The sequence below is a fragment of the Streptomyces sp. NBC_01460 genome (assembly GCF_036227405.1).
Taxonomy (GTDB): Bacteria; Actinomycetota; Actinomycetes; order Streptomycetales; family Streptomycetaceae; genus Streptomyces.
Genome location: NZ_CP109473.1, coordinates 1,581,580 through 1,607,180, shown reverse-complemented (window position 1 = coordinate 1,607,180; position 25,601 = coordinate 1,581,580). Strand labels below are relative to the sequence as shown.

Annotated in this window: 23 protein-coding genes and 1 pseudogene; 11 read left to right on the top strand and 13 right to left on the bottom strand. The window is 72.3% G+C overall.

Annotated elements, in window-relative coordinates; translation table 11 throughout:
• Window positions 1-3 precede the first annotated feature (3 nt).
• On the bottom strand, window positions 4-1,800 hold the full coding sequence (locus OG488_RS07115) for an FUSC family protein (RefSeq protein ID WP_329226953.1): 1,797 nt from the start codon (window positions 1,798-1,800) through the stop codon (window positions 4-6).
• A 100-nt stretch (window positions 1,801-1,900) separates the two neighbouring features.
• Between OG488_RS07115 and OG488_RS07110 the strand changes: the two genes are divergently transcribed.
• On the top strand, window positions 1,901-2,545 hold the full coding sequence (locus OG488_RS07110) for a DUF1345 domain-containing protein (RefSeq protein WP_329226951.1): 645 nt from the start codon (window positions 1,901-1,903) through the stop codon (window positions 2,543-2,545).
• Here the strand turns inward: OG488_RS07110 and OG488_RS07105 are convergent.
• The 6 genes from OG488_RS07105 to OG488_RS07080 all read right to left on the bottom strand — a co-directional run bounded on the left by OG488_RS07105 (window position 2,535) and on the right by OG488_RS07080 (window position 8,419).
• On the bottom strand, window positions 2,535-4,844 hold the full coding sequence (locus OG488_RS07105; RefSeq protein ID WP_329226950.1) for an FdhF/YdeP family oxidoreductase: 2,310 nt from the start codon (window positions 4,842-4,844) through the stop codon (window positions 2,535-2,537). The two genes, OG488_RS07110 and OG488_RS07105, sit on opposite strands and share 11 nt — an antisense overlap.
• Before the next feature lie 52 nt (window positions 4,845-4,896).
• The gene (locus OG488_RS07100) at window positions 4,897-5,415 is read right to left on the bottom strand and encodes an SRPBCC family protein (protein WP_329226948.1); all 519 of its coding nucleotides are present in this window, start codon (window positions 5,413-5,415) and stop codon (window positions 4,897-4,899) included.
• A gap of 193 nt (window positions 5,416-5,608) precedes the next feature.
• Entirely contained in the window at window positions 5,609-6,364 is a 756-nt protein-coding gene (locus OG488_RS07095; RefSeq protein WP_329226947.1) for an anti-sigma factor, read from the bottom strand.
• The gene (locus OG488_RS07090) at window positions 6,361-6,945 is read right to left on the bottom strand and encodes a sigma-70 family RNA polymerase sigma factor (RefSeq protein WP_329226945.1); all 585 of its coding nucleotides are present in this window, start codon (window positions 6,943-6,945) and stop codon (window positions 6,361-6,363) included. The genes OG488_RS07095 and OG488_RS07090 overlap by 4 nt, the downstream gene beginning before the upstream one ends.
• A gap of 95 nt (window positions 6,946-7,040) precedes the next feature.
• Window positions 7,041-7,511, bottom strand: a complete 471-nt coding sequence (locus OG488_RS07085) for an ABA4-like family protein (protein ID WP_329226943.1) — start codon at window positions 7,509-7,511, stop codon at window positions 7,041-7,043.
• Window positions 7,508-8,419 (bottom strand): hypothetical protein, encoded by a 912-nt coding sequence (locus tag OG488_RS07080; RefSeq protein ID WP_329226941.1) that lies wholly within the window; start codon window positions 8,417-8,419, stop codon window positions 7,508-7,510. Before OG488_RS07080 ends, OG488_RS07085 begins: the two co-directional genes overlap by 4 nt.
• A 153-nt stretch (window positions 8,420-8,572) precedes the next feature.
• Here OG488_RS07080 and OG488_RS07075 point away from each other — a divergent pair, with 153 nt between their 5' ends.
• Entirely contained in the window at window positions 8,573-9,241 is a 669-nt protein-coding gene (locus tag OG488_RS07075) for a MerR family transcriptional regulator (protein WP_329226939.1), read from the top strand.
• 83 nt (window positions 9,242-9,324) lie between these two features.
• On the opposite strand, the gene OG488_RS07070 is transcribed toward OG488_RS07075, so the two are convergent.
• Both OG488_RS07070 and OG488_RS07065 read right to left on the bottom strand, forming a co-directional pair.
• Window positions 9,325-10,167, bottom strand: a complete 843-nt coding sequence (locus OG488_RS07070; RefSeq protein WP_329226937.1) for a siderophore-interacting protein — start codon at window positions 10,165-10,167, stop codon at window positions 9,325-9,327.
• Between the two features lie 65 nt (window positions 10,168-10,232).
• Window positions 10,233-11,141 (bottom strand): 5'-3' exonuclease, encoded by a 909-nt coding sequence (locus tag OG488_RS07065; RefSeq protein WP_329238479.1) that lies wholly within the window; start codon window positions 11,139-11,141, stop codon window positions 10,233-10,235.
• A 262-nt stretch (window positions 11,142-11,403) separates the two neighbouring features.
• On the opposite strand from OG488_RS07065, the gene OG488_RS07060 reads away from it, so the two are divergent.
• The 4 genes from OG488_RS07060 (at window position 11,404) to OG488_RS07045 (ending at window position 16,571) form a co-directional block, all read left to right on the top strand.
• Complete coding sequence (locus OG488_RS07060) at window positions 11,404-12,495, top strand: quaternary amine ABC transporter ATP-binding protein (RefSeq protein WP_329226935.1); 1,092 nt, start codon at window positions 11,404-11,406, stop codon at window positions 12,493-12,495.
• On the top strand, window positions 12,488-15,115 hold the full coding sequence (locus tag OG488_RS07055; RefSeq protein ID WP_329226933.1) for an ABC transporter permease/substrate binding protein: 2,628 nt from the start codon (window positions 12,488-12,490) through the stop codon (window positions 15,113-15,115). The genes OG488_RS07060 and OG488_RS07055 overlap by 8 nt, the downstream gene beginning before the upstream one ends.
• Window positions 15,116-15,306: 191 nt before the next feature.
• Window positions 15,307-15,852: a helix-turn-helix domain-containing protein gene (locus tag OG488_RS07050; RefSeq protein ID WP_329226932.1), complete on the top strand. Its 546-nt coding sequence runs from the start codon at window positions 15,307-15,309 to the stop codon at window positions 15,850-15,852.
• 14 nt (window positions 15,853-15,866) lie between these two features.
• The gene (locus OG488_RS07045) at window positions 15,867-16,571 is read left to right on the top strand and encodes a helical backbone metal receptor (protein WP_329226931.1); all 705 of its coding nucleotides are present in this window, start codon (window positions 15,867-15,869) and stop codon (window positions 16,569-16,571) included.
• Here the strand turns inward: OG488_RS07045 and OG488_RS07040 are convergent.
• The gene (locus OG488_RS07040; RefSeq protein ID WP_329226930.1) at window positions 16,510-17,664 is read right to left on the bottom strand and encodes a TDT family transporter; all 1,155 of its coding nucleotides are present in this window, start codon (window positions 17,662-17,664) and stop codon (window positions 16,510-16,512) included. The two genes, OG488_RS07045 and OG488_RS07040, sit on opposite strands and share 62 nt — an antisense overlap.
• Window positions 17,665-17,734: 70 nt before the next feature.
• Between OG488_RS07040 and OG488_RS07035 the strand changes: the two genes are divergently transcribed.
• The gene (locus tag OG488_RS07035; protein ID WP_329226928.1) at window positions 17,735-18,679 is read left to right on the top strand and encodes a LysR family transcriptional regulator; all 945 of its coding nucleotides are present in this window, start codon (window positions 17,735-17,737) and stop codon (window positions 18,677-18,679) included.
• A gap of 45 nt (window positions 18,680-18,724) precedes the next feature.
• Here OG488_RS07035 and OG488_RS07030 read toward each other — a convergent pair whose 3' ends face one another.
• The gene (locus OG488_RS07030; RefSeq protein ID WP_329226926.1) at window positions 18,725-19,453 is read right to left on the bottom strand and encodes a gamma-glutamyl-gamma-aminobutyrate hydrolase family protein; all 729 of its coding nucleotides are present in this window, start codon (window positions 19,451-19,453) and stop codon (window positions 18,725-18,727) included.
• Window positions 19,454-19,565: 112 nt separating this feature from the next.
• On the bottom strand, window positions 19,566-20,339 hold the full coding sequence (locus OG488_RS07025) for a FadR/GntR family transcriptional regulator (protein WP_329226924.1): 774 nt from the start codon (window positions 20,337-20,339) through the stop codon (window positions 19,566-19,568).
• A gap of 59 nt (window positions 20,340-20,398) precedes the next feature.
• Here OG488_RS07025 and OG488_RS07020 point away from each other — a divergent pair, with 59 nt between their 5' ends.
• From OG488_RS07020 to OG488_RS39235, 4 genes and pseudogenes are all read left to right on the top strand, one after another.
• Window positions 20,399-21,760: a glutamine synthetase family protein gene (locus tag OG488_RS07020; protein WP_329226923.1), complete on the top strand. Its 1,362-nt coding sequence runs from the start codon at window positions 20,399-20,401 to the stop codon at window positions 21,758-21,760.
• A gap of 8 nt (window positions 21,761-21,768) precedes the next feature.
• Window positions 21,769-23,133 carry an aldehyde dehydrogenase family protein gene (locus OG488_RS07015; protein WP_329226922.1) on the top strand — a complete coding sequence of 455 codons (1,365 nt, stop codon included), beginning with the start codon at window positions 21,769-21,771 and terminating at the stop codon, window positions 23,131-23,133.
• Window positions 23,134-23,139: 6 nt separating this feature from the next.
• Window positions 23,140-23,931: a 3-oxoacyl-ACP reductase gene (locus OG488_RS07010; RefSeq protein ID WP_329226920.1), complete on the top strand. Its 792-nt coding sequence runs from the start codon at window positions 23,140-23,142 to the stop codon at window positions 23,929-23,931.
• A gap of 19 nt (window positions 23,932-23,950) precedes the next feature.
• Window positions 23,951-24,055: pseudogene (locus OG488_RS39235) on the top strand (DUF2510 domain-containing protein); the annotation flags it as partial.
• A 104-nt stretch (window positions 24,056-24,159) separates the two neighbouring features.
• On the opposite strand, the gene OG488_RS07005 reads toward OG488_RS39235, so the two are convergent.
• Window positions 24,160-25,362, bottom strand: coding sequence for an amino acid deaminase/aldolase (locus OG488_RS07005; protein WP_329226919.1), 1,203 nt, complete (start codon window positions 25,360-25,362; stop codon window positions 24,160-24,162).
• Between the last annotated feature and the right edge of the window lie 239 nt (window positions 25,363-25,601).

Sequence of the window (25,601 nt, the reverse complement as noted above, 5' to 3'; positions counted from 1 at the left end):
CCGTCAGCGCCCCGGCCCGCGCCGGTCCAGCCGGCCGAGCAGCTCGTAGGCGCGCTGCTCGGCGGCCGCGAGCCGGGAGGGATCGATCCCGGCCGGCAGCAGCTCACCGGCCGCCGCGTCGTCGGCCTCCCGCAGCTCCACGGCCGCCTCGGCGAGTCGCATCTGCACGGGCGAGGGCCGGGGCCCGCCGACCGCCGCCAGGGACCGTTCGGCGAGATCGGCGGCCTCCGTACACGCCGCCAGCGCGCGGTCCACCCGTACCGCCGCACGGTCATGGACCACCAGCAGCGCGCACACCAGCCCGACGACGATGCCCAGGGCACTGCCGAGCACCCGGTCCAGGATCAGTTCCCCGGCCGGCGCCGGGGCCGACAGATCGCTCAGCAGCAGGGCCAGCGGCGTGAGGAAGACGACCCCGAGGGCGTAGTTGCGGGCCACGACGCACTCCAGCAGGAACTCCAGACCCACGATGGTCAGGACCAGCACCAGGGGTTCCGGGCGCGCCCCCAGGATGCCGAGCGCGAGCAGCAGGCCGACGGCGGTGCCCAGGGCCCGCTGGGCCGCGCGCTGGGCCGTGGTGCGGAGGTTGACGGAATGCAGGACCGCCGCGGCCGAGATCGCCGCCCAGTAGCCGTGCTCCAGGTCCAGCAGCGCGGCCAGGCCCCCCGCCACCCCGGTGCCCAGAGTCATCCGCAGGGCCGAGACGATCAGGGGGCCGTAGTGGCGGGAGCCGCCCCTCGGCCCGATCAGCAGTTCGGTGGCGCGCAGCGCGGCGGTGCCGGCCGACGCCGCGGGAGCCCGCGCCGGACCGGGGCCCCCGCCCTCCTCGATCTCCTGGAACGGCGCCGCCGCGTCGAGGCGGGAGCGCAGCTCCGGCAGGACGAGGACCCTCCGGCGCCGGACACCGAGCAGCCGCGCCTGGCGACGCAGATGGCGGGCGGTCCGCGCCGGCGCGCCGAGCGTGGCCTGCGCGGAGTCGACCAGGAGGGCCCAGGACAGGTCGGTGAGGCGCATGAAGACCGCGTCGCGCGCCGGTCCGCTCCGCGCCGCGGCGGCCGGCGGCGGGTACCCGAGGCACTGGTACGCGTGGAGCACCGCCACGGTCGCACGATGGCGGGTGCGATGAGGCACGCTCCCTGCTTCGGCGGCCTCCAGCAGATCGGCGACCCTGCGCAGGGCGGTGGCCACCGCCAGGCGCTGCGGCCGGTCCGGGTGGACGAGCCAGTCCACGGCCGCCAGCAGCCAGGCCGACGCCGCCCCCGCCGCCGCGAGCGCCGTGAAGGGCAGCACGTCGGCACCGGTCGCCGGACCGTTGGCCGCCACCGCGAAGGAGAACAGCAGCATGATCGCGCCGAGCCCGCTCAGCCGCGTGGCGTCGCACGCGAACTTCGCAGCGCCCGCGACCAGCGCGGTCGCGGCGATCCCCACGGCGACGGCCCCCGTGTCCTCGGGGCCCGCCCACGCGGCGAGCGCCGCACCGCAGCCCACGCAGGCCGTCATGGCCACGGCGGTGACGGCCAGGACGCGTGAGCGGCGCGCGTAGGGCAGGTCACGGCCGAAGGTGGTCGTGAAGGAGCCCAGCATCGCGTAGACCGCGAGACCGGGCCGCCCCACGCACACGAGCGGGACGGCGATCAGCCCCACGGCCAGGGCGGCCCGCGCGGCGAAGAGCAGCGATCCCTCCGCGTCACGCAGGGACAGCGCACCGCGCGGGGAGAGCACGCGGCGGCCCGCCCCGGCGAGTGAACGCCACCCACCGTGCCGAGGCACGGGGCTGGCGGATCTGCGCGGCGTCGGCATGTCTGATGTCTACCTCCCGCATGCGCCCGGAGCGACGCGCCTCGCCCGGGAGGCGCTCGGTGCCGGGCCGGTGGGCGGCCCCGGGGATACCCTCCGACGCATGAGCATCTGGTCGCCGCTGGACGCCGTCCCCCGGCTCGTCCGCGCGGTGGGTCTGGGAGTCGTGGTGGGCGCGGCCGTCGGGTGGCCGACCCAGGCGGCACTGGGGGTGCTCGCCGGGATCGCCGCGACCCAGTTCGCCTTCGTCGTCGCGGGGTGGTCGGTGCTGTGGCCGATGGACGCCGCCGCCACCCACCGCAACGCCCGCCGCGAGGACTTCCGGCCCCTCGTCGAGGAACTCGTGGTGGTGGCGGTCGCCCTGTGCGGCCTGTTCGCCATCGTGCTGCTGCTCCTCCTCGGGGAGGCCGACACGGGCCACGCCGGGGCCGCGACCGCCCTCTTCGGCGTCTTCATGGCCTGGGCCGCACTGCACCTGATGTACGCCACCCGCTACGCCTACGTCTACTACGACGAGGGCGGCGAGGGAGAGGGCGGCATCGACTTCAACTCCCGCCGGCCTCCGGCGTACCTCGACTTCTTCTACTTCAGCTACAACCTGGGCATGACCTACCAGGTCTCCGACACCGACGTCTCCAGTTCGGCGATCCGGGCGATCGTGCTGCGTCACACCCTGCTGTCCTACGTGTTCGGGACCAGCATCCTCGCCACGGCCATCAACCTCGTCGCGAGCCTCGTCACCGGATGACGCCCGCGCCCTCCCCGGCGGGCTCCAGCCGGACGATCATGCCCTTGGCGGTCGGCTGATTGCTGGACTCGGCGACGCTGTCCAGCGGCAGCAGGACGTTGGTCTCGGGGTAGTAGGCGGCGGCGCAGCCGGGGGCCGTCGGGTAGGGCACCACCGTGAAGTTCTCCGCGCGGCGGTCCGCGCCGCCCGCCCACACACTCACCAGGTCGACGTTCTGGCCCGCCGCCAGTCCGAGCCGGGTCACGTCCTGCGGGTTCACCAGGACCACCCGGCGGCTCCCGTGGATGCCCCGGTAGCGGTCGTTGTCCGTGTACGGGACGGTGTTCCACTGATCGTGGGAACGCAGGCTCTGCAACACCAGGTGCCCCTCGGGGGCGACCAGCATCTCCCAGGCGTTGCAGGTGAACATGGCCTTGCCCGTGGCGGTGGCGTAGACGCCCTCGTTGACGGGGTTGGGCAGTCTGATGCCACCGGGGCGGGCCACCCGGCGGTTGAAGTCGTGCAGCCCGGGCACGACGCGGGCGATCCGGTTCCGGATGGTGCCGTAGTCCGCCTCGAACTCCGCCCAGGGGATTCCCGTGCTGCCGTCGAGGGTCCGGACGGCGAGCCGGCACAGGATGGCGACCTCGCTGAGCAGGACCTTGGACGCCGGCTCCAGACGCCCGTGGGAGCTGTGCACCTCGCTCATCGAGTTCTCCACGGTGACGAACTGTTCGCCCGTCGCCTGGATGTCCCGTTCGGTGCGGCCCAGGGTCGGGAGGATCAGCGCGGTCCGGCCGCACACGGTGTGGGACCTGTTGAGCTTGGTGGAGACGTGCACGGTGAGACCGCACCGCCGCATGGCGTCCTCGGTGACGTCGCTGTCCGGGGCGGCCCGCACGAAGTTGCCCGCGACGCCGACGAACACCTTGATCCGGTCCTCGCGCATCGCCCGGATCGCGTTCACCGAGTCGAGCCCGTGGGCGCGCGGCGGCTCGAAGCCGAACTCGTCACGCAGGGAGTCGAGGAAGGAGTCGGGCATCTGCTCCCAGACGCCCATCGTCCGGTCGCCCTGGACGTTGCTGTGCCCACGCACGGGACACGCTCCCGCTCCGGCCCTGCCCAGGTTGCCGCGCAGCAGCAGGAAGTTGACGATCTCCCGGATCGTGGGGACCCCGTGCTTCTGCTGCGTCACCCCCATCGCCCAGCAGACGATGACGCGCTCGCTGCGCAGGACCTCGTCCCTCACCTTCTCGATCTCCGCGCGGGTCAGCCCCGTCGCGGCGAGGACGTCGTCCCACGCGACGGTCCGGGCGTGGCGGGAGAACTCCTCGAAACCACTGGTGTCGGAGCGGATGAACTCCTGGTCGAGGACGCTGCCGGGCCGCGCGTCCTCGGCCTCCAGCAGCAGCCGGTTCAGGCCCTGGAACAGCGCGAGGTCGCCACCGCTGCGGATCTGGAGGAACTGGTCGGCGATCTGGACACCGCGCCCGACGACCCCGCGCGCCTCCTGGGGGTTCTTGAACCGCAGGAGGCCCGCCTCCGGCAGGGCGTTCACCGCGATGATGCGGGCGCCGTTGCCCTTGGCCTCCTCCAGCGCCGAGAGCTGACGCGGGTGGTTGGTTCCGGGGTTCTGGCCCACCACGAGGATCAGGTCGGCGTGGTGGATGTCCTCCAGGCTCACCGTGCCCTTGCCGGTGCCCAGGGTCTCGTGGAGGGCGAACCCGCTGGACTCGTGGCACATGTTGCTGCAGTCGGGCAGGTTGTTGGTGCCGAAGGCCCGGGCGAAGAGCTGCAGGAGGAAGGCGGCCTCGTTGCTGACCCGGCCCGACGTGTAGAAGACCGCCTCGTCCGGCGAGTCCAGCGCCTTCAGCTCGTCGGCCAGCAGCCCCAGGGCGTCGTGCCAGCTGATCGGCTCGTAGTGGTCCGAGTCGGGCCGCTTGACCATCGGCTCGGTCAGCCTGCCCTGCTGGTTGAGCCACAGGTCGGAGCGCCGGCCCAGCTCGGAGACGGTGTGCCGGCGGAAGAAGTCGTCCGTGACGCGCCGCGACGTCGCCTCGTCGTTGATGTGCTTGGCGCCGTTCTCGCAGTACTCGTTGAGGTGCCGGTGCCCGGGGGACGGATCCGCCCAGGCGCACCCGGGGCAGTCGATCCCGCCCACCTGGTTCATGGAGAGCAGCGTCAGCCCGGTCCGCCGGACCGAGGTCTCCCCGAGGGAGTACTCCAGGGCGTGGGTCACGGCGGGCACGCCCGCCGCCCACTCCTTGGGGGGAGTCACGGTCAGTCGTTCGTCCGGCTCTTCGCGCGGGGCCTTCTTCATCGGACGTGCCCTCTCGGTCTCTCACTCGGTCTCTGGCTCGCGGACAGGCTGGTCAGCCGACCGGCCAGTGCGGGACCCGGCTCCTGACCGGTTCCGCCTCCAGGGGTCTGACGTGGCCGTCGCGGATGGTCCCGCGCCAGGCCCCGCCCTCCTGTCCCAGGCCCTCGATGAACTCCTTGAAGTGGCCGAGTTCGGCCCGGACCGTACGGCGCGTGAGCCCGGGGGCGTAGGCGAGGAGGTCCGTCACGCCGTGCGGCCTGACACCGATCCGTACGGAGACCGAGGTGCGGCCCGGAGCGGTCGGGTGGAACGACACCTCGCCGCGGTGGCTGAAACGCCGGCCGAGGCTCCGCCACGCCACGAGGGAGTCGGGCACCTGCTCCACGATCTCCGCGTCGAACTCGTACCGCAGCGGCCCCGAGCCGATCACCCAGCGGGTGAGATTGGGGCGGATCTGTTCGACGCTCCTCACGGCGGTCATGAACCGGGGGAAGCTCTTGAACTGCGTCCACTGGTTGTAGGCGGTACTGACCGGGACGGCTATGTCGATCGTCTCTTCAACGGTGCTCATGGCCCACCTGTCCTCGGGCGCTGCGGTGGTCGGTGTCGCCGCGCGCCCGGGCCCCCACCCCTCGGACGCGTCCTTGCCCACCCTGCACCGGCTCCCCGGGCACCGCCACTCAGGACGACGACGCCCGGTCACGCTCCGTACGGGCTCGTACGAAGCGTGACCGGGCGTCGGGGCGCGCGGAGGGGGCGGGGGCTCAGGCGTCCTGGAAGGCCACCAGGGCCACCGGATCCGAGGTCGGCTCGTCGGATCCGCCCGCCGGCTCGACGGTGATGCCCATGCCGGAGGCGCTGCCCACGGGCCCGTCCAGCAGCACCGCGTCGTCGGTCGCCGACGGATTCATGAGGCCGGCCGAGCGCATGGTGCCCCCGTCGTCGAACCACAGCTGGTACACCTTGCCGCCCGGCGGCGGCGCCATGTCCGATGCCAGGAACACCGCACGGTCCACGTTCTGCGAGACCACCACCGTGCCCCGGGCGCCGTCCCCGAGATCCGCCGCGCTGGTCGTGGCGTCGGGGGCGGTCAGCACGCGCGCCACCTGCTCGTTGTGCCGCTGAGCCTGTGCGGTCTCCTGCCGGGCGTCCTGCGCGACCTGGTTCTGCCACACGGCCACCCCGCCGAAGGCGGCAGCGGCGGCGAGGCACGCGGCGAGCGCGTAGCGCGACCACCGGCCGGTCCGGCCGGGGGAGGCCCCTGAGCGGGAGCCCCGACCGTGGGGCGGCGGCACCTGCCGTACGGTCGTGATGTCCCGCAGCACCCGGTCCCGGAGCGCCGGCGGCGGAGTGGCGGACACGGCGAGCCCGAGCCGGGCGGCGGTGGCGGACAGCTCCCGTACCTCCTGGCCGCACGCCTCGCAGGCACCCAGATGCCGTTCGAACGCGAGGCGCTCGTCCTCCGGCAGGGCGTGCAGGGCGTAGGCCCCGGTCAGCGTGTGAAGTTCGGCCGTGCTCATGCGCTCACCCCCAGGCAGTCGCGCAGCCGGATGAGTCCGTCGCGCAGGCGGGTCTTGATGGTTCCCAGTGGTACGGACAGCAGCTCGCCGACCTCCCGGTAGGTCAGTCCGCGGTAGTAGGCAAGCGTCACCGACTCCCGCTGGAGTTCGGAGAGCGTCCGCAGACAGCGGCGGACCTGTTCCCTCTCCAGCCGGCTCTCGACCTGCTCGGACACCTCGTCGAAGTCGGGGGTGCGGTCGAGGAGCGCGGCCTTGTGCTCCCGTGCCGCGGTCGCCTCGGCGGACCGGACGCGGTCCACCGCGCGGTGGTGGGCGAGCGTCAGCACCCAGTTCATGGCGCTGCCGCGGGACGGCTGGTAGCGGGGGGCGGTGCGCCACACCTCGACCAGGACCTCCTGGGCCACCTCCTCGGACTGGGCCGGGTCGCGGAGCACGCTCCGGACCAGGCCGAGGACCGGCCCGCTGACATGGTCGTACACCCGGGTGAAGGCGTCCTGGTCGCCACGGGCGACCTGGACGAGCAGATCCTCCAGGCCGGGGCCCTGCGAAGGGACCCCACTGATGTGTACGGCTTCTCTCACGCGGACGGTCCTCCCGGAGCACGCATCGGTTTCCTGTTTGATTCGGAGCCGACGCGCCCGCGGATTGGTCGGAGGTCCCCCGATCGCCCGGCCGGCTACCGGCCCTCCGGCGGTCCGGAACCCGCGTGCGCGGTCCCCGCCCTCCGGGACCTGGATCCTACGGCCGTGCGGATGACCAGCAGGACCAGCAGCCCGAGCGGGGAGAGCAGGATCGTCAGCACCAGCAGGGGGCCCGTCACCAGTGGGGAGAGCCCCAGCCTGCGGGCCTCCAGGAACATCCACTGACCCAGCAGGAGATCCCACGCGATGATCTGCGCCCAGACCGCCCCGGCGCCGTTCGCCGTCGCCGTCAGCGCACGGAAGGTATCGATGTCGGGGCTGCTCACCGCCGTCCACAGCTCGGGGAACACCGGCGCGGCCATCACCGCCCAGAGGGTGAGCACCGGCAGGACGGTCAGTGGGGAGGCGGCGAGACGCAGCGTGGGGCGCCAGCGCGGTGCGAGGATCATGAGCAGCCAGAACGGGGCGGCGGCCATGAACGTCATCTCGAAGAGTGCTCCGGTCATGACACGAGCTCCTTCCCGGGCGCACCGGCCCGCGGGGCGTCGGCGCCCGGCCGCAGCGCGACGAGGGCTCCGGCGGCGGTGGCGGCGGCGATCAGGCCCGCGGCGGCGAGCGTCGCGCCGTCGGGGCGGACCAGCGGCTGCCCGCGGAGCGCCTGCCAGGTCACCAGTGCGACGACCGCGGCATAGGCGCCGGAGGCGACGAGCACCAGACGCAGACGTACGCGGGGGTCGCGCAGCCGGGTGACACGGGGCGCGAGCAACAGCAGGGCGAGGAGGAGCAGCGGGAGCACCTGCAGGGCGTGCATGCCGACGAAGTGCGGGACGCGCAGGTCGCCGCCCGTCGTGGACCAGCCCGTCAGAGGCATCGAGGGCCCGCCGTCCGGCACGCCCACCGCGTGGGCCCCGACCACGTCGGCGGTGTCGAGACCGCCCGCCGCCCTCTGGCCGGCGGAGGGCTGCGTCATGAGGAAGCCGAACGCGGCGCCCACCAGGGCGATCAGCACTCCCGACCGCACGGCCCAGGCGGAGGCGCGGTCGGCGATCCGCGCCCGCAGCAGCAGGAGTGCGATGACGAGGGTGCCCGCCCAGAGGATCACGACGGTGACGGCCATGACCTGGTAGAGCGTCGAGTCGAGCGGGGTCGCCTGGTTGAAGTGGCTCCGCCTCCCCCTGACCACCTGACCGGTGATGACCGCCATCTCCCCGGCGCACGCGAGGGCGACGACCGTGCCGGCCCACCACCCGACGCGCCGGGCGCGGGTCAGGAGCGTCAGCATCCACGCGAGGGCCAGTGCGTACGCCACGAACGAGACGGCGAACTTGAACGGCTTGGCCCAGATCGGCGCGCCCGCGAGGACGCGGTCGTCCACCAGGACGCCCACCGCTCCGACGACGGACATCACGATCATCGAGGCGGCGAAGAGAACTAACGGCCGGTGCCACGTACGCCATGACTGCATGAGGACCCCCCCTTATATGGATAGTGGTGCTGTCCACTATCCGATAGGGGAACTATCTATGATGGGGGTCGGCCTGGCAAGCTCCTGAAGGGTGAACGCACAGTGCGCATCGGTGAATTGAGCCGGCGGTCCGGGGTTCCGGTACCGACGATCAAGTACTACGTACGAGAGGGGCTGCTGCCCGCGGGCGAGCTGACCAGCCCGAACCAGGCGCGGTACGGGGACGGCCACGAGCGCAGGCTGCGGCTGATCAGGGCCCTCCTGGACGTCGGAGGGCTCTCCCTGTCCGCGATCGCGGACGTCCTGAGGACGATCGACGACCCCGGGCAGCCGGTGCACGAGGTGCTCGGCGCGGCGGCCAACCGCATCACGTCCGCGGAGGCCGCGGAGCCGGGGGAGGCGGGGCCCGAGTCGACCGAGGCGCGCGAGGAGGTCGCCGCGCTGCTGGCGCGACGTGGCTGGCGGGTGAGCGAGGACAACCCGGCGGCACGGTCCCTGGCGGGTGTGCTGACCGCGCTGCACCGGGCGGGCCACGGCGGATTCGCCGAGCTGCTCGACGTCTACGCGGACGCGGCGGAGCCCGTCGCCCACGCGGACCTCGACTACGTCCGGCGGCGGGTGGCCCGCGAGGACCTGGTCGAGAGCGTCGTCGTCGGCACGGTGCTCGGGGAGGCCATGTTCGGCGCCCTGCGGCGGCTCGCGCATGTGGAGGCCTCGGCCGGCGTGTTCGGGGAGACGGGCGGGGCGGAGGAGGGCCGGGCGGCGGGGTGACGCGGTGGAACCCGGTCACGGTCCAGGACCGTGACCGGGTTCCGTGGTGCTCCGGGGATGGCCGGGCGGCCTTCAGAGGAGGGCTAGGCGGCGCTCTCCTGCTCGCGCTCCACCTGCTCGTTCCACTCGCGCTTGACCGCGCGCCACGCGTCGTCGTTCTGGCCGAGGCGCCAGTAACCCGAGATCGACAGCTGCTTCAGGGGGATGCCGCGCTCCAGGCGGAGGTGGCGCCGGATCTCCTTCACGAAGCCCGCCTCACCGTGGACGAAGGCCTGCACCTCGCCCTCGGGGAAGTCGAGCCCGCCCACCGCGGCGACAAGGGCCTCGCCGACCGGACGGTCGCCGCGGTGCAGCCAGGTCACCGAGACGCCCTCCGGCGCCACGAGCTTCTGCTCCTCCGAGGCGTCCGGCACCTCCACGAAGGCGTGTACCCGCGCGCCCTCCGGCATCCGCTCCAGCGAGGCGGCGATCGCGGGCAGTGCGCTCTCGTCGCCCACCAGCAGGTGCCAGTCCGCCGAGGCCTCCGGGACGTATCCGCCGCCGGGGCCCAGGAAGGTCACCTGGTCGCCGGGGAGTGCCCGCGCCGCCCACGGGCCGGCCAGGCCCTCGTCGCCGTGCACCACGAAGTCGACCGCCAGCTCACGGGCGTCGGCGTCCCAGGAGCGCACCGTGTACGTGCGGGTGGTGGGCCACAGTTCGCGGGGGTACTCCTCGCGGATCGCGGCCATGTCGAAGGGGTGGGCGTAGTCCGCGCCCTCGGGGGCGAAGCACAGCTTGATGTAGTGGTCGGTGTATCCCGCGAGGGTGAAGCCGGCCAGGCCCTCGCCGCCGAGGACCACACGCACCATGTGCGGGGTGATCTGCTCGGTGCGCAGAACCTGCGCCCCCTGCGCCTTGGGTGCCTGGCGTTGCGGCCGCTCTGCCACGAGGTTCTCCCTGCTCTCGACCGATAAGAGGATCGGCGTACTTAGGATTACCTAAGCTAGCACCTTCATACCTGGAGCGTGAGGAGCAGGCGCTGCAGTGCGTTCCCCAGGCCCCACCGCGTCGCGAGGGCCTCCAGGGCGGCGGGATCGCGGGGTTCGCGGGGGAGCGCGGGGTCGAATTCCGGCAGGGGGACGTCGCCGGCGACACGGACGACCTTCGGGGCGACCGCGACGTAGTCACGGGCCTCGTCCAACCGCTTGCGCTGGGACGGCGTCAGTTTGGCGGCGGGGTCGTCCACCGCGGCCATGATCCCGGCCAGGTCACCGAAGGCGTCCAGCAGCTTCGCCGCCGTCTTCTCGCCGATGCCGGGCACTCCCGGCAGCCCGTCGCTCGGGTCGCCGCGCAGCAGGGCCAGGTCGACGTATCCGCCGCCGTCCACGCCGTACTTCCCGCGCAGCCACGCCTCGTCGGTCACCTGGAGCGTCCCCACGCCCTTCAGCGGGTAGAGCACCCGCACCTCGCGGGCGTCGTCGACCAGCTGGTAGAGGTCGCGGTCCCCGGTGACGATGTCCACGGGCCCCGTGGCGCGACCGGCCAATGTGCCGATCACGTCGTCCGCCTCGTAGGGGGCGACGCCCACCCGGGCGATGCCCAGCGCGTCCAGGACGTCCTCGATCACCGGGACCTGCGGCGAGAGGGTGTCGGGGATCTCCTCCTCGTCGGGGACCCCCTCGGTGGTCTCCACGGCCACCCGGTGCGCCTTGTAGGTCGGGATCAGGTCGACCCGCCACTGCGGACGCCAGTCGGCGTCCATGCAGGCCACCAGGTCGTCCGGCCGGTGGTCCTGGACGAGCCGGGCGATGAAGTCGAGCAGGCCGCGCACGGCGTTGACCGGGGTGCCGTCCGGTGCGCGCACCGAGTCCGGGACGCCGAAGTAGGCGCGGAAGTAGAGGGAGGCGGTGTCGAGGAGCATCAGGCGTCGCGTCACACCCCGATGATGCCGTACCCCACCGACACCCACGTGGGGTGGAGCGGGCGGTTCCCGGAATGGCGAATTCATACAAGTGAACTGGGTCACACACGTGTTTGGGTTGTGTAAGTGCGGGCAGGCGCGGCACCGGAGCGGATCACGTCCATTTTCAACGATGCGCGTGCTCTGCGGGCCGAATCCGCGCCGCTCCACGGTCTGCCGACGGGGGTGGCAGAACGTTCTCGGTTCAACGCGTGAGGTGTATGTGTCAAGGCTGCAAGCGGAGCACCTGTACAAGGTGTTCGGCAGACGACCCGATCAAGCCGTGCAGAGGCTCGAAGGCGGTACCCACCGCGACGAGCTGCGCGCCGACGGAACGACCGCAGCGGTGATCGACGCCTCGTTCACCGTGGAGCCGGGCCAGATCTTCGTCGTCATGGGGCTCTCCGGATCCGGCAAGTCCACCCTGCTGCGGATGCTCAACGGTCTGCTGGAGCCCACGGCCGGCAAGGTGCTGTTCGACGGTCAGGACCTGACCGCGCTCAGCCCCCGCGAGCTGCGCAGTGTCCGCTCGACGAAGATCAGCATGGTCTTCCAGCACTTCGCGCTCTTCCCTCACCGCAGCGTGCTCGAGAACGCCGCGTACGGCCTGGAGGTCCAGGGCGTCCCGCGGGCCGAGCGGGAGACGCGCGCCACGGAGGCGCTGGAGATGACCGGCCTCGCCGGCTGGGAGAAGTCCTGGCCCGACGAGCTGTCCGGCGGCATGCAGCAGCGTGTGGGCCTGGCCCGCGCGCTCGCCACCGACGCCGACCTGCTGCTGATGGACGAGTCCTTCAGCGCGCTCGACCCGCTGATCCGCCGTGACATGCAGGACCAGCTCCTCGAACTGCAGAAGCGCCTGAAGAAGACGATCGTCTTCATCACCCACGACCTCAACGAGGCCATGCGCCTCGGCGACCGCATCGCCGTGATGCGGGACGGCGAGATCGTGCAGCAGGGCACCGCCGAGGACATCCTCGTCCGGCCCTCCAACGACTACGTCGCGTCCTTCATCCAGGACGTCGACCGCTCCCGGGTCCTCACGGCCGGCTCGATCATGGAGAGGCCCGAAGCGGGCCGCTCCGACGCCGAGCTGAAGGCCGAGGCGCCCGCGACGGTGACCTCGGAGACCCCCATAGCCGAGCTCTTCACCCCGTGCTCCACCAGCGGCGCGGACGTCGCCGTCACCGGTGAGGACGGCGGTGTCATCGGTGTCGTGCCGCGGGAGAGGCTCCTGGCCGCCCTAGGCGAGGAACCCCAGGTCCACCAGCAGGTACCGGTACAGCGTGAGGTCAAGAAGGTGATCGCCGGTGCCTAGGTTCACCTTCGGCGCGTGGGTCGAGGACGCGGTCGACTGGCTCCAGTCGAACCTCACCTGGATCTTCGACGCCATCAAGACCGTGCTCGGCGGCATGTACGACGGCGTCAACGCCGTGCTGGGCGGCGGTGAGCCCCTGCTCATGGCCGGGATCTTCGCCGTCATCGCGTTCTGGCTGCGCGGTGTCGTCCCCGCGGTGCTCACCTTCGTGGGCTTCGCCCTCATCGACTCCCTCGCTCTCTGGGACGAGGCGATGGCCACGCTGTCGCTGGTCGTGGTGGCGGCGGTCATCACCATCGTGATCGCGGTGCCCATGGGTATCTGGGCGGCGCGCAACAACCGCGTCAGCTCCGCGCTGCGGCCGGTGCTCGACGTCATGCAGACGATGCCCGCCTTCGTCTACCTGATCCCCGGCGTCATGTTCTTCGGCGTCGGTGTCACCCCCGGTGTGATCGCCACGATCGTCTTCGCGATGCCGCCCGGCGTCCGGATGACCGAGCTCGGCATCCGCCAGGTCGACAGTGAGCTGGTCGAGGCCGCCGAGGCCTTCGGCACCACGCCGAAGCACACCCTCACCCGGGTGCAGCTGCCGCTCGCACTGCCGACGATCATGGCCGGAATCAACCAGGTCATCATGCTGGCGCTCTCGATGGTCGTCATCGGCGGCATGGCCGGCGCCGGCGGTCTCGGTGAGAAGGTCTACGCCGCGATCACCCAGCTCCAGGTCGGCCTCGCCGCCGAGAGCGGGATCGCCGTCGTCATCCTCGCCATGTACCTGGACCGGATGACCGGTGCGCTGAACGAGCGGGTCTCCCCGCTCGGCCGCCGCGCGGCCGCCAAGGCCGCCGCCGGTGCGCGGAAGCTGAAGTTCGCTCACTACAAGCCGGGAACCGCCGTCGCCATGACCGGTGTCGTCGTCCTCGCACTTGTCGCGGGCGGGCTCAACATCGCCGGTTCCGCCGACTCGGAGGCCTCGCAGACCGACAGCGCGAACGTCGGCAAGGGCCAGAAGATCAACATGGGGTACATCCCCTGGGACGAGGGCATCGCCTCCACCTTCCTGTGGAAGGAGATCCTGGAGCAGCGCGGCTTCGAGACCGGGATGACCCAGCTCGACGCCGGGCCGCTCTACTCCGGTGTCGCCCGCGGTGACATCGACTTCCAGACGGACTCCTGGCTGCCGACCACGCACAAGGACTACTGGGACAAGTACAGCGACCAGCTGGACGACCTCGGTTCCTGGTACGGCCCCACCTCGCTGGAGCTGACGGTTCCCTCGTACGTGAAGGGCATCGACTCGCTCGAGGACCTCAAGGGCCAGGGCAAGAAGTTCGACGGCAAGATCATCGGCATCGAGTCGAGCGCCGGGATGATGGGCACGCTGAACAAGAAGGTGCTCAAGGAGTACGGCCTCGAAGGTGAGTACGAGGTGGTCTCCTCCAGCACCTCCTCGATGCTGGCCGAGCTCAACTCCTCGATCAAGAAGAAGGAGCCCGTCGTGGTGACCCTGTGGTCGCCGCACTGGGCCTACGGCAAGCACGACCTGAAGAAGCTCAAGGACCCGAAGGGTGCCTGGGGCAAGGGCGAAGAGGTCCACACCGTCGCCCACAAGGGCTTCGCGAAGAAGTCGCCGACGGTCGCCAAGTGGCTGAAGGACTTCAAGCTCAGCGAGAAGCAGCTCACCAGCCTGGAGAACGAGATCCAGGGAGCCGGCCAGGGCCAGGAGCAGGACGGCGTCCGCACCTGGCTGAAGAAGAACCCGGGACTCGTCGACAAGCTGGCACCGGTGCCGGGCGGCGGCGGCGCGCAGCAGGGCAAGGACGCGGGCAAGACCGTCAACATGGGGTACTTCCCGTGGGACGAGGCCATCGCCAGCACCTACCTCTGGCAGAACATGCTGGAGGACCGCGGCTACAAGACCTCGGTCAAGCAGCTCGACCCGGGCCCGCTCTACACCGGTCTCGCCCAGGGCCAGCTCGACGTCCAGTTCGACTCCTGGCTGCCCACGACGCACAAGGACTACTGGGACCGGTACAAGGAGAACCTCACCGATCTCGGTTCCTGGTACGGGCCGACCTCGCTGGAGCTGTCGGTTCCCTCGTACGTGAAGGGCATCGACTCGCTCGAGGACCTCAAGGGCCAGGGCAAGAAGTTCGACGGCAAGATCATCGGCATCGAGTCGAGCGCCGGGATGATGGGCACCCTCAACAAGAAGGTGCTCAAGGAGTACGGCCTCGAAGGTGAGTACGAGGTGGTCTCCTCCAGCACCTCCTCGATGCTGGCCGAGCTGAACCGGTCGATCAAGAAGAAGGAGCCGGTCGTGGTGACCCTGTGGTCGCCGCACTGGGCCTACGGCAAGCACGACCTGAAGAAGCTCAAGGACCCGAAGGGTGCCTGGGGCAAGGGCGAGCAGATCCACACCGTCGCCAAGAAGGACTTCGCCAAGGACTTCCCGGAGCTGACGGGCTGGCTGAAGGACTTCAAGCTCAGCGAGGCACAGCTGGCCTCGCTCGAGGTGGAGCTCCAGAAGGGCGGCGCCGGCAACGAGAAGGAGTCCGCCCGCCGCTGGATGGACGCCAACCCGGACGTCGTGGCGAAGCTGGCCCCTGTCGGCAGCTGATCCACGTCCTCCTTGCACGATGAAGGGGACGGTCCCGGTAGCGCACCGGGGCCGTCCCCTTCAGGCTTGTCGGAAGGAGTCCCCGAAGGTTCTCGTCCGTGCCCGACCGCCCGCTTCCCCCTCCGTGTCGCGAACGACATGCGTAGGGTGCTGGCAACCGGGAGGATGGCGATCCGGGGAGGGAGCCGGACATGGACGACAAGGAAGCCCTTCGAGTGGGCGCCGCGGTTCGCCGACGCCGCAGGACGCTCGGACTCACCCTGGCCGCGGTGGCCGGGCGCAGCGGACTGTCCGTACCGTTCCTCAGCCAGATCGAGAACGAACGGGCCAGACCCAGCCCCCGCTCCCTGGACCGGGTGGCGGAGGCGCTGGAGACCACGACCGAGCGGCTGCGGGCAGCGGCCGACTCGGCCCGCGCGGTGGACGTCGTACGCGCGGACGACGAGGACGGTGTGCGCCGTCTGGTGCGCGGGCGGCACCAGCTCAGCGCGCTGGAGTTCATCGGTGAACCGGATCTCGGACGCGAGTTCCAGCACCGCAACGACGAGGTGATGTACGTCGTGGAGGGCGCCGTCGAGGTCGAGGCCGAGGGACAGGCCCACCGGCTGGGCAAGGGCGACACGCTCTTCCTCTCCGGCGGGGTCCGGCACCGTTGGCGGGCGACGGTCCCCGGCACCCGGCTGCTGGTCGTCTCGGTCGCGGAGCACATCGACGCGACGTACGACTCGCGTCGATGACCGGGGGAGCGTCCGTGCGTGTCGTCTCCCTCGTCCCGTCGCTCACCGAGGCGGTGGCCGCCACCGGTCCCGGGCTGCTGGTGGGGGTCACCGACTGGTGCACCCACCCGGCCGGGCTGACCGCGGCCCGGATCGGGGGCACGAAGAACCCCGACATCGCCGCCGTGGCCGCGCTGCGCCCCGACCTCGTCCTCGCCAACGAGGAGGAGAACCGGGAGCCGGACCTGGCCGCCCTGCGGGACGCGGGGCTCGACGTCCTGGTCACCGAGGTCCGCACCCTGGACCAGGCCTTCGTCGAGCTGGGGCGGGTCCTCACCGCCTGCGGCCTGGCCCGGCCGCCCTGGCTGGACGAGTCCGAGGCGGCCTGGGCGGCGCTGCCTGCCGTTCACGTGCCCCGCCCCGCGGTCGTGCCGGTCTGGCGCAGGCCCTGGATGGTGCTGGGCCGCGACACCTTCGCCGGCGACCTGCTGGCCCGGCTCGGCGTCCGGAACGTGTACGCCGGCCACCCCGACCGTTACCCGCGCGTGCCCCTCGCCGAGCTGAACGCGTCCGGTGCCGAGCTGGTCGTGCTGCCCGACGAGCCGTACCGGTTCACTCCCGCCGACGGCCCCGAGGCCTTTCCCGGGCTGCCCTCCGCACACGTCGACGGGCGTCACCTCACGTGGTACGGACCGTCCCTGGCCGAAGCGGCCGGGGCGCTGCGAGCAGCACTCCGCTGAACAGCCCGCCCAGGGTCCGTACGCCCGCGACCGCCCAGGCCGTCACGAGCAGCGCGTAGAGCCCCACGGCCAGCCAGGTGAACGCGTCCAGGCCGGTGTGCCGAGCGAGGCCCGCCGCGCCGGTGACGCATGTACCGACCGGGAAGGTGAAGCCCCACCACGTCATCGTGAACCCCATGCCGCGCCGCATCGCGCGCACCACCATCGCGGCGGACAGGGCGAGCCACAGCAGGGCGAACCCCATCACCGGCACCCCGTACAGGACGGCGAACGCGCCGAAGGCGGACGCGTAGGGCGCCGCGATCGCGCCCGGCGCCACGTCGGCCAGCTGGTTGACGGCGGTCGTGGACTGGCCGAGCGGACCGAGCACGAGGAACAGCGTCGGGGTCATGGCCAGGGGCAGCGGACCCTCGTGGACCAGCCGGGAGAAGACGAGCGGCACGACCACCAGGGTGCCGAGCAGGGACAGCCCGAACATCGCGTAACAGGCGAGCAGAAGCGCCTCACGCCCCTGTCCGGGGGCCAGCTCCGGCACCAGCAGGGGGCCGACCGCCGCCGAGACCATCGGGGACACCAGCGGCAGCAGCCAGACCGGCGACGCGGTACCCGGGGCGAGACGGTGGCGCACGACCATCAGGTACGGGACGACCACCGCGACGGCGAGTGCGGCGACCGTGCCCGTCGTGAACAGCACCGTGTCCACGACGACGGCCGCAGGATGTCCGATGACGTCCCGGCCGACCACCAGGGTGCCCGCGCCGACCGCCAGCAGCGCCATCGACATACAGCCGTGGAAGGGGGCGACGGCCGGGTCCATGAGGTGGGCGCGGGCCTGGTCGCGGTGGAGGATCCAGTGCCCGGCCCGGGCCGTCAGCACGGCGGCCAGCGCCACGGCGGACAGGGCCCACACCACGACGCAGGAGGCGCGCATGCCCGGCACGTCCACGGGCAGCGAGGCGCCCGCCGTCGCGACGACGGCGGTCCCCATGACCGTCGCGTACCAGTTGGGGCCGAGGTACCGCAGGGACGGGAGCCGGAGGTCGACGGGACGGGGGGCTGCGGTCCCGGTCCCGGTCCGCGGAAAGATGGCCATGCCACGATTCTCCAGGGGCAGCCCACCGCCCACCAGGAGGCACCGGGCTATGAGGTCATAAGCTGGGGTTATGTCCAGCCCCGTGCCCCCGCCCTCCTCGCTCTCCCACCGGGTCCCCGACCTGGGGGCCATGGTGCTCCTGCTCGCCGTCGCACGGCACGGCAGTCTGGGCAGGGCGGCCCGGGAGGTCGGCATCAGCCAGCCCGCCGCCTCCAGCCGCATCCGGTCGATGGAACGGCAGCTCGGGGTCGCGCTCCTGGACCGCTCGCCGCGCGGCTCCCGGCTGACCGACGCGGGCGCCCTCGTCACCGACTGGGCGCGCAGGGTCGTCGAGGCGGCCGAGGCGTTCGACGCGGGTGCCCAGGCGCTGCGCGACCGGCGCGACTCCCGGCTCCGGGTGGCCGCGAGCATGACCATCGCGGAGTACCTGCTGCCGGGCTGGCTGATCGCGCTGCGGGCGGGGCGCCCCGAGACGGCCGTGTCCCTGCTCGCGGGGAATTCGACCGTCGTCGCCCGGCGGCTGCTGGAGGGCGAGGCCGACCTGGGCTTCGTCGAGGGCCTGTCCGTGCCGGAGGGGCTCGACGGCACCGTCGTCGCACACGACCGCCTCGTCGTGGTGGTCGCCCCGCTCCATCCCTGGGCCCGCCGGCGTACCCAGCTGACCCCCCGGGAGCTCGCGCGGACCCCGCTGATCCTGCGCGAGCGGGGCTCGGGCACCCGGCAGGTGCTCGACGCGGCGCTCGCCGTGCACGGCGGGCTGGCCCGGCCGCTGCTGGAGCTCTCCTCGACCACGGCGGTGAAGGGGGCCGCCGAGAGCGGGGCAGGGCCCTGCGTGCTGAGCGAACTGGCACTCGACGAGGAGCTCTCGGCCCGGCGGCTGGTCGAGATCCCCGTCGCCGGTGTCCGGCTGCGCCGGCAGCTGCGCGCGGTCTGGCCCGCCGGGCACCGCCCCACCGGCCCGGCCCGCGATCTGCTCTCCCTGACCGCACATCCGTCCGGTCCGGCGCGCGGCTGAGAGGCGCGGCTGAGGGGCCGTGCGGGTGCGGGCGCGGGGCGCCCGTCAGGCGTGGTGCGCGACCGGCCGGAGTGCCGCCGTCCGGGCCCGGGCGGCCTCGACCAGGGCCCGCATGATCCGGAGGTCGTCGCCCATCTCGGGGTGCCACTGGACCCCCAGCACCCACTGGTCGCCCGGCAGCTCGACGGCCTCCACCGTGCCGTCCGCCGCGTGCGCGGAGGCCACCAGACCGGGCGCGAGCCGGTCCACGGCCTGGTGGTGGTAGGTGGGCACGGACGCCACCTCCGGCACCAGCGAGCCGTACAGCGTCCCCGGTACCGGCGTCACCGTGTGCTCGCCGAGGACCCCGGTCTTCCCGAACGGGCCCGCGTGGCCGTCCAGATGCTGGGTCAGCGTGCCGCCGACGGCCACATTGAGCAGCTGCATGCCGCGGCAGATCCCGAGCACCGGAGTGCCGGCAGCCCTCGCCGCGCGCAGCAGCGCCACCTCCCAGGTGTCGCGTTCATGCGCCGGAGGGCCCGTCCTGAAGTCGCGCTCCGCGCCGTACAGCCCGGGGTCGACGTCGGCTCCGCCCGCGATCACCAGACCGTCCAGCCGGGCGACGGCCGCCCCTGCCCTCGCCGGGTCGTCGGGCGGCAGCAGCGCGGCGAGGCCGCCGGAGCGCTGGACCAGCTGGGGATAGGCGGAGGGGAGCACCGCCGCCGGGAGCTCCCAGACGCCCCAGCGAGCCGCTGGCTCCAGATAGGTCGTGATGCCGATGAGCGGTTCGTGCATGGCGCGGTCCCTCCGGCGGCCGGTCTGCGGGCCGGCCCGGTGCAATGGTGATGCGTCATACCTTTGTTCGTGCGGAGCCGCCGCGCAAGAGCGGTGAACCGGAAGAGCAAGATCAAGCCAGGAAGCCCCGGAGCAGCGCGGCCGTCCCCGCGCAGTGCTCGCGCGCCACCGCGCGGGCCGCCTCCTCGTCCCCGTCGAGCACCGCCTCGACGAGGACCGTGTGCTGGTGCTGCGAGTGTTCGAGGTTCCGCACCAGCAGGGGGATGCAGTCCAGCAGGTCGTTGACGGTCGCCCGGACGGCCGCGTACCGGGCGGCGAGGGAGGGAGATCCGGAGAGCTCGGCGAGCGTCAGGTGGAAGTGGGTGTCGAGTCGGCGGTAGTCGGGCAGAGGTGCCTCGTGCGTCGCAGCCAGAGCCCTCCGCAGCCGGTCCGTGCCCTCGTCGTCGAGGCCGCGCGACGCGCAGAGCCCGGCCGCCCCCGACTCCAGGACCTCGCGGAACAGCAGGACGTCCTCGATGTCGGTGCCCGTCACCCGGCGGCGCAGCTCGTCACCGTCGGCCGGGCCGGTGCGGGGCAGCACGAACGTACCGCCGTACCTGCCGCGTCTCGCCTCGATCAGCCCCTGTTCCTGAAGCACCTTCAGGACCTCCCGCAGGGTGACGCGGCTGATGCCGAGGAGCGCGGCCAGCTCACGCTCGGCCGGCAGCCGCCCGCCGCCGGGCACCAGCCCCAGCCTGACCACCTGGAGGATCTGCTCCAGCGCCTCCTCGAACCCGTTGCCCGCGCGGACCGGCCGCAGCGCGGGCAGCAGCCGGTCGGCGGACCAAGGCCCCCCGGTCTCTTCCGCCACGTCCCGATTCCCTTCCCCCCAATGGTTTTCTCCCATACCTTAGCGACCTCGGGGGAGGCCGCAGGCCTTCCGGCTGACCGAACGAGGAGTGCCCCGTGGCAGACCGAACACCCCCGCTGGCGACCGACGAGCTGCGCGTGCTCGTGGAGCGAGGTGAGATCGACACCGTGGTCCTCGCCTTCCCCGACATGCAGGGCCGGCTCCAGGGCAAGCGGTTCGCGGCGTCCTTCTTCCTCGACGAGGTGCTGGAACACGGCACCGAGGGCTGCAACTACCTGCTCGCCGTCGACACGGACATGAACACCGTCGACGGATTCGCCATGTCCTCCTGGTCCAACGGCTACGGCGACTTCGCGATGCGCCCCGACCTCGCCACCCTGCGCCGCGTCCCCTGGCACGAGGGAACCGCCCTCGTCATGGCCGATCTCGCCTGGGAGGACGGCACACCGGTCGTCGCCGCGCCCCGCCAGATCCTCCGGCGGCAGCTGGAACGCCTCGCCGCACACGGACTGACCGCCCACGTCGGCACCGAACTCGAGTTCATCGTCTTCAAGGACACCTACGAGCAGGCATGGGACCGCGACTACCGCGGCCTCACCCCGGCCAACCAGTACAACGTCGACTACTCCGTCCTCGGCACCGGCCGCATCGAACCGCTGCTGCGCCGCATCCGCAACGAGATGGCGGCCGCCGGGCTCACCGTCGAGTCCGCCAAGGGCGAGTGCAACCCCGGCCAGCACGAGATCGTCTTCCGCTACGACGAGGCCCTCGTCACCTGCGACCAGCACGCCGTCTACAAGACCGGCTCCAAGGAGATCGCCGCGCAGGAAGGCGTGTCCCTCACCTTCATGGCCAAGTTCAACGAGCGTGAAGGCAACTCCTGCCACATCCACCTCTCGCTCCAGGACGCCGACGGACACAGCGTCATGGCCGGCGAGGACGGCACGATGTCCCCCGTCATGCGGCACTTCCTCGCGGGCCAGCTCGCCGTCCTGCGCGACTTCTCCCTCCTGTACGCGCCGAACATCAACTCCTACAAGCGGTTCCAGCCCGGCTCCTTCGCCCCGACCGCCGTCGCCTGGGGGCACGACAACCGCACCTGCGCCCTGCGTGTCGTCGGCCACGGCCGCTCGCTGCGCTTCGAGAACCGGCTGCCCGGCGGCGACGTCAACCCGTACCTCGCTGTCGCGGGACTCGTCGCCGCGGGGCTCCACGGGATCGAGAACGAGCTGGAACTCCCCGAGGCGTGCGAGGGCAACGCCTACACCGCGGGATACGACCAGGTCCCCACCACGCTGCGCGAGGCAGCCGGCCTCTGGGGGACCAGCGAGGTCGCCCAGGAGGCCTTCGGCGACGACGTCGTCGCGCACTACCGCAACATGGCGCGCGTCGAACTGGAGGCCTTCGACGCCGCGGTGACCGACTGGGAGCTCCGCCGCTCCTTCGAACGCCTGTGAGGCACCCCGTGACCACCGAACACCGTGTCCTGAACCCGGCGACCGAAGAGCTCGTCGCCACCGTCCCCGCCACCACCGCCGAGGAGGTGGACGCCGCCGTCACCCGCGCGGCCGCCGCCCAGCGCGTCTGGGCCGGCCTCGCCCCCGCCGACCGGGCCCGGCTGCTGCGCCGCTTCGCCGTCCTCGTCGACGAACACGCCGAACGGCTGGCCCTGCTGGAGGTCACCGAGGCGGGCCACACCCTGGGCAACGCCCGCTGGGAGGCGGCCAACGTCCGGGACCTGCTGGACTACGCGGCCGGGGGAGTGGAACGCCTGACCGGACGGCAGATCCCCGTACCCGGCGGGGTCGACCTCACGTTCCTGGAACCGCTGGGCGTCGTCGGCGTGATCGCCCCGTGGAACTTCCCCATGCCGATCGCCGCCTGGGGGGTCGCCCCCGCCCTCGCCGCCGGGAACGCCGTCCTCCTCAAGCCCGCCGAGACCACCCCGCTCACCGCGCAGCGGCTGGCCCGGCTGGCCCTGGAGGCGGGCCTCCCCGAGGACCTCTTCCAGGTGCTGCCCGGCGCGGGGGACGTGACGGGCAACGCCCTGGTCGAGCACCCCGGGGTCGCGAAGATCGTCTTCACCGGCTCGACCCGCGTCGGCAAGCAGATCATGGCCAGGTGCGCGGACCGGGTGAAGCGGCTCACCCTCGAACTCGGCGGCAAGAGCCCCAACATCGTCTTCGCCGACGCCGACATCGAGGCCGCCGCTGCCGCCGCGCCCCTGTCCTTCCTGGACAACGCCGGACAGGACTGCTGCGCCCGCAGCCGCATCCTGGTCCAGCGGTCCGCGTACGACCGCTTCCTGGAGCTCCTCGTCCCGGCCGTCGCCTCCGTCGTCGTGGGCGACCCGTCGGACGAGAAGACACAGATGGGGCCACTGATCTCCCGCGCCCAGCTGGAGCGCGTCCGTGCCTTCGTCCCCGCGGACGCCGACGGCATCCGGGGCAACGCGCCCACCGGACCCGGCTTCTGGTTCCCTCCGACCGTCCTGACCGGCACCGCTCCCGACGCCCCCGTCGCCACCGAGGAGGTCTTCGGCCCGGTGGCCGTGGTGCTGCCCTTCGAGGACGAGGAGGACGCCGTCCGGCTGGCCAACGCCACCGAACACGGCCTGGCCGGCTCCGTCTGGACCCGGGACGTGGGCCGCGCCCTGCGGGTCTCGCGGGCGGTCCGGGCCGGCAACCTGTCGGTCAACTCCCACTCCGCCGTCCGCTACTGGACCCCCTTCGGCGGGTACAAACAGTCCGGGCTCGGCCGTGAACTGGGGCCCGACGCCCTCGCGGCCTTCACCGAAACCAAGAACGTCTTCATCGGCACGGAGGCCTGAGCACACATGACCACGGAATCCGGGAACATCTGCCGCCGGCTGACCGGCCGCACCGCCGTCATCACAGGGGCGGGCAGCGGCATCGGGCTGGCCACGGCCCGCAGGCTGGCATCCGAAGGAGCCCACGTCGTCTGCGGCGACATCGACGAGAGCGCGGGCAGGGCCGCCGCGAAGGAGGCGGGCGGCACCTTCGTACGCGTCGACGTCACCGATCCCGACCAGGTCGAGGCGCTCTTCGCGGCGGCGCAGGACACCTACGGCTCCGTCGACATCGCCTTCAACAACGCGGGCATCTCGCCGCCCGAGGACGACTCCATCCTCACCACCGGGCTCGAGGCGTGGAAGCGCGTCCAGGACGTCAACCTCACCTCCGTCTACCTCTGCTGCAAGGCCGCCCTCCCCTACATGCGCCGCCAGGGCCGCGGCTCGATCATCAACACCGCGTCCTTCGTGGCGCGGATGGGCGCCGCGACCTCCCAGATCTCGTACACCGCGTCGAAGGGCGGCGTCCTCGCCCTGTCCCGCGAGCTCGGGGTGCAGTTCGCCCGGGAGGGGATCCGGGTCAACGCCCTCTGCCCCGGGCCGGTCAACACCCCGCTGCTCCGGGAACTGTTCGCCAAGGACCCGGAGCGCGCCGCCCGCAGGCTCGTCCACATCCCCCTCGGCCGGTTCGCCGAGGCGACGGAGATCGCCGCCGCCGTCGCCTTCCTGGCGAGCGACGACTCCTCGTTCGTCAACGCCACCGACTTCCTCGTCGACGGCGGGATCTCGGGGGCGTACGTGACACCGCTCGACTGAGGCTCCCCGCAGTGGGGGCATGAGCGACGCGGTGCCGCCCGGCCGGTATCCGCACGTGAACGTGCCCGGCGCCGAACGGTGGTGGGACGGGGCGGCCTGGACCGGACACACCCGGCCGCCCGCCGCGTCCCCCTCCGGCGGCGGGCGGCCCGCGCCCGCGGACCCGGGAACACGACCCGTGCCGTGGTCCGCACCGAGGCGGCGCCCGTCGTCGCCGGTGGGGCGTACCTACAGGAAGGTGCGGCCCTCGCCCCGGTACGTCGGCACGGTCGCCGTGATCCGCTCACCCTCGATCAGCCGCAGCTCGTCGAAGCGCTCGCACAGCTCACCGGCCTTGGCGTGCCGGAACCACACCTTGTCGCCGATCAGCAGATCGTCCGCGGGGGCGCCCAGCAGCGGAGTCTGGACCTCGCCCGGACCCTCCTGGGGGTCGTAGCGCAGACCTTCGGGCAGATACGGCACCGGCAGCCGGTCGGGGCCCGCCGCACCGGACGCCGGGTAACCGCCGCCCAGCACCGTCACCACGCCCACGCCCGGCCGCCGCACCACGGGCTGGGCGAACAGGGCCGCCGGACGGCCCGTGAACGAGGTGTAGTTGTCGAACAGCCTCGGCACGAAGAGCCCGGACCCCGCCGCGATTTCCGTCACCGCGGACTCGGCGGCGGTGTGCTGCACGCTGCCGGTTCCGCCCCCGTTCACGAACTCCAGGCCGGGCGCCACCGCGCGGACCGCCCGCACGACCTCAGCCCGCCGGGCCGCCAGCTCCCTGCGCGCCGCCGCCTGCATCAGCCGGACCGCGCGCGACCGCAGCGGCCGGCCGGCCACCGAGTCGCCCACACCGGCCACATGGCCCTCGTACGCCATGATCCCGACCAGCCGGAAGCCGGGCATGCGGTCCACCGAGCGGGCCATCTCGGCCAGTTGGGCGGGGGAGCGGAGCGGGGAGCGCAGCGCGCCGATCCTGACCCTGCCCCCGAGCAGCCGCAGCGAGGTGTCCAGCTCCAGGCAGACCCGGATCTCCTCCGTGCCGCCGGCCCGCGCCGCATCGATCAGCTCCAGCTGCGCGGGGTCGTCGACCATCACCGTCACGGCGGCCGCGAGCTTGGGATCGGCCGCCAGCTCGGCGTACGCGGTCCGGTCGGCCGACGGGTAGGCGAGCAGCACGTCGTCGAATCCCGCACGGGCCAGCCACAGCGATTCCGCGAGGGTGAACGACATGATCCCGGCGAAGCCCGGACGCGCGAGCACCCGCTCCAGCAGGGCGCGGCAGCGTACCGATTTGCTCGCCACCCGGATCGGCTTCCCGCCGGCCCGGCGCACCAGGTCGTCGGCGTTGGCGTCGAAGGCATCCAGATCGACGACGGCCACCGGGGCGTCGAGATGGGCGGTGGCCCGGTTGTAACGGCTCCGGTCAGCGGTGCGGACAGTCATGGCGGCAGCTTGCCAGACGGCCGTACCACTGGGTAGGGGATGTTCGGTACAGATCGTCCCGCACCCTCCGTCCCGTTCCCACAGGGTGCCGCCCACCCCGTAGAGTGACGGTCACACGATCGACCGACGGCCCCGTGCGCAACGGCGGTCCGCCGGCCGTACGGGGCGTGGACCAGGGGGGCGGATGAGTACCGAAGCGCGGCGCGCTCCCGTGCCACCCCGCCCGACCACCCCGCCGT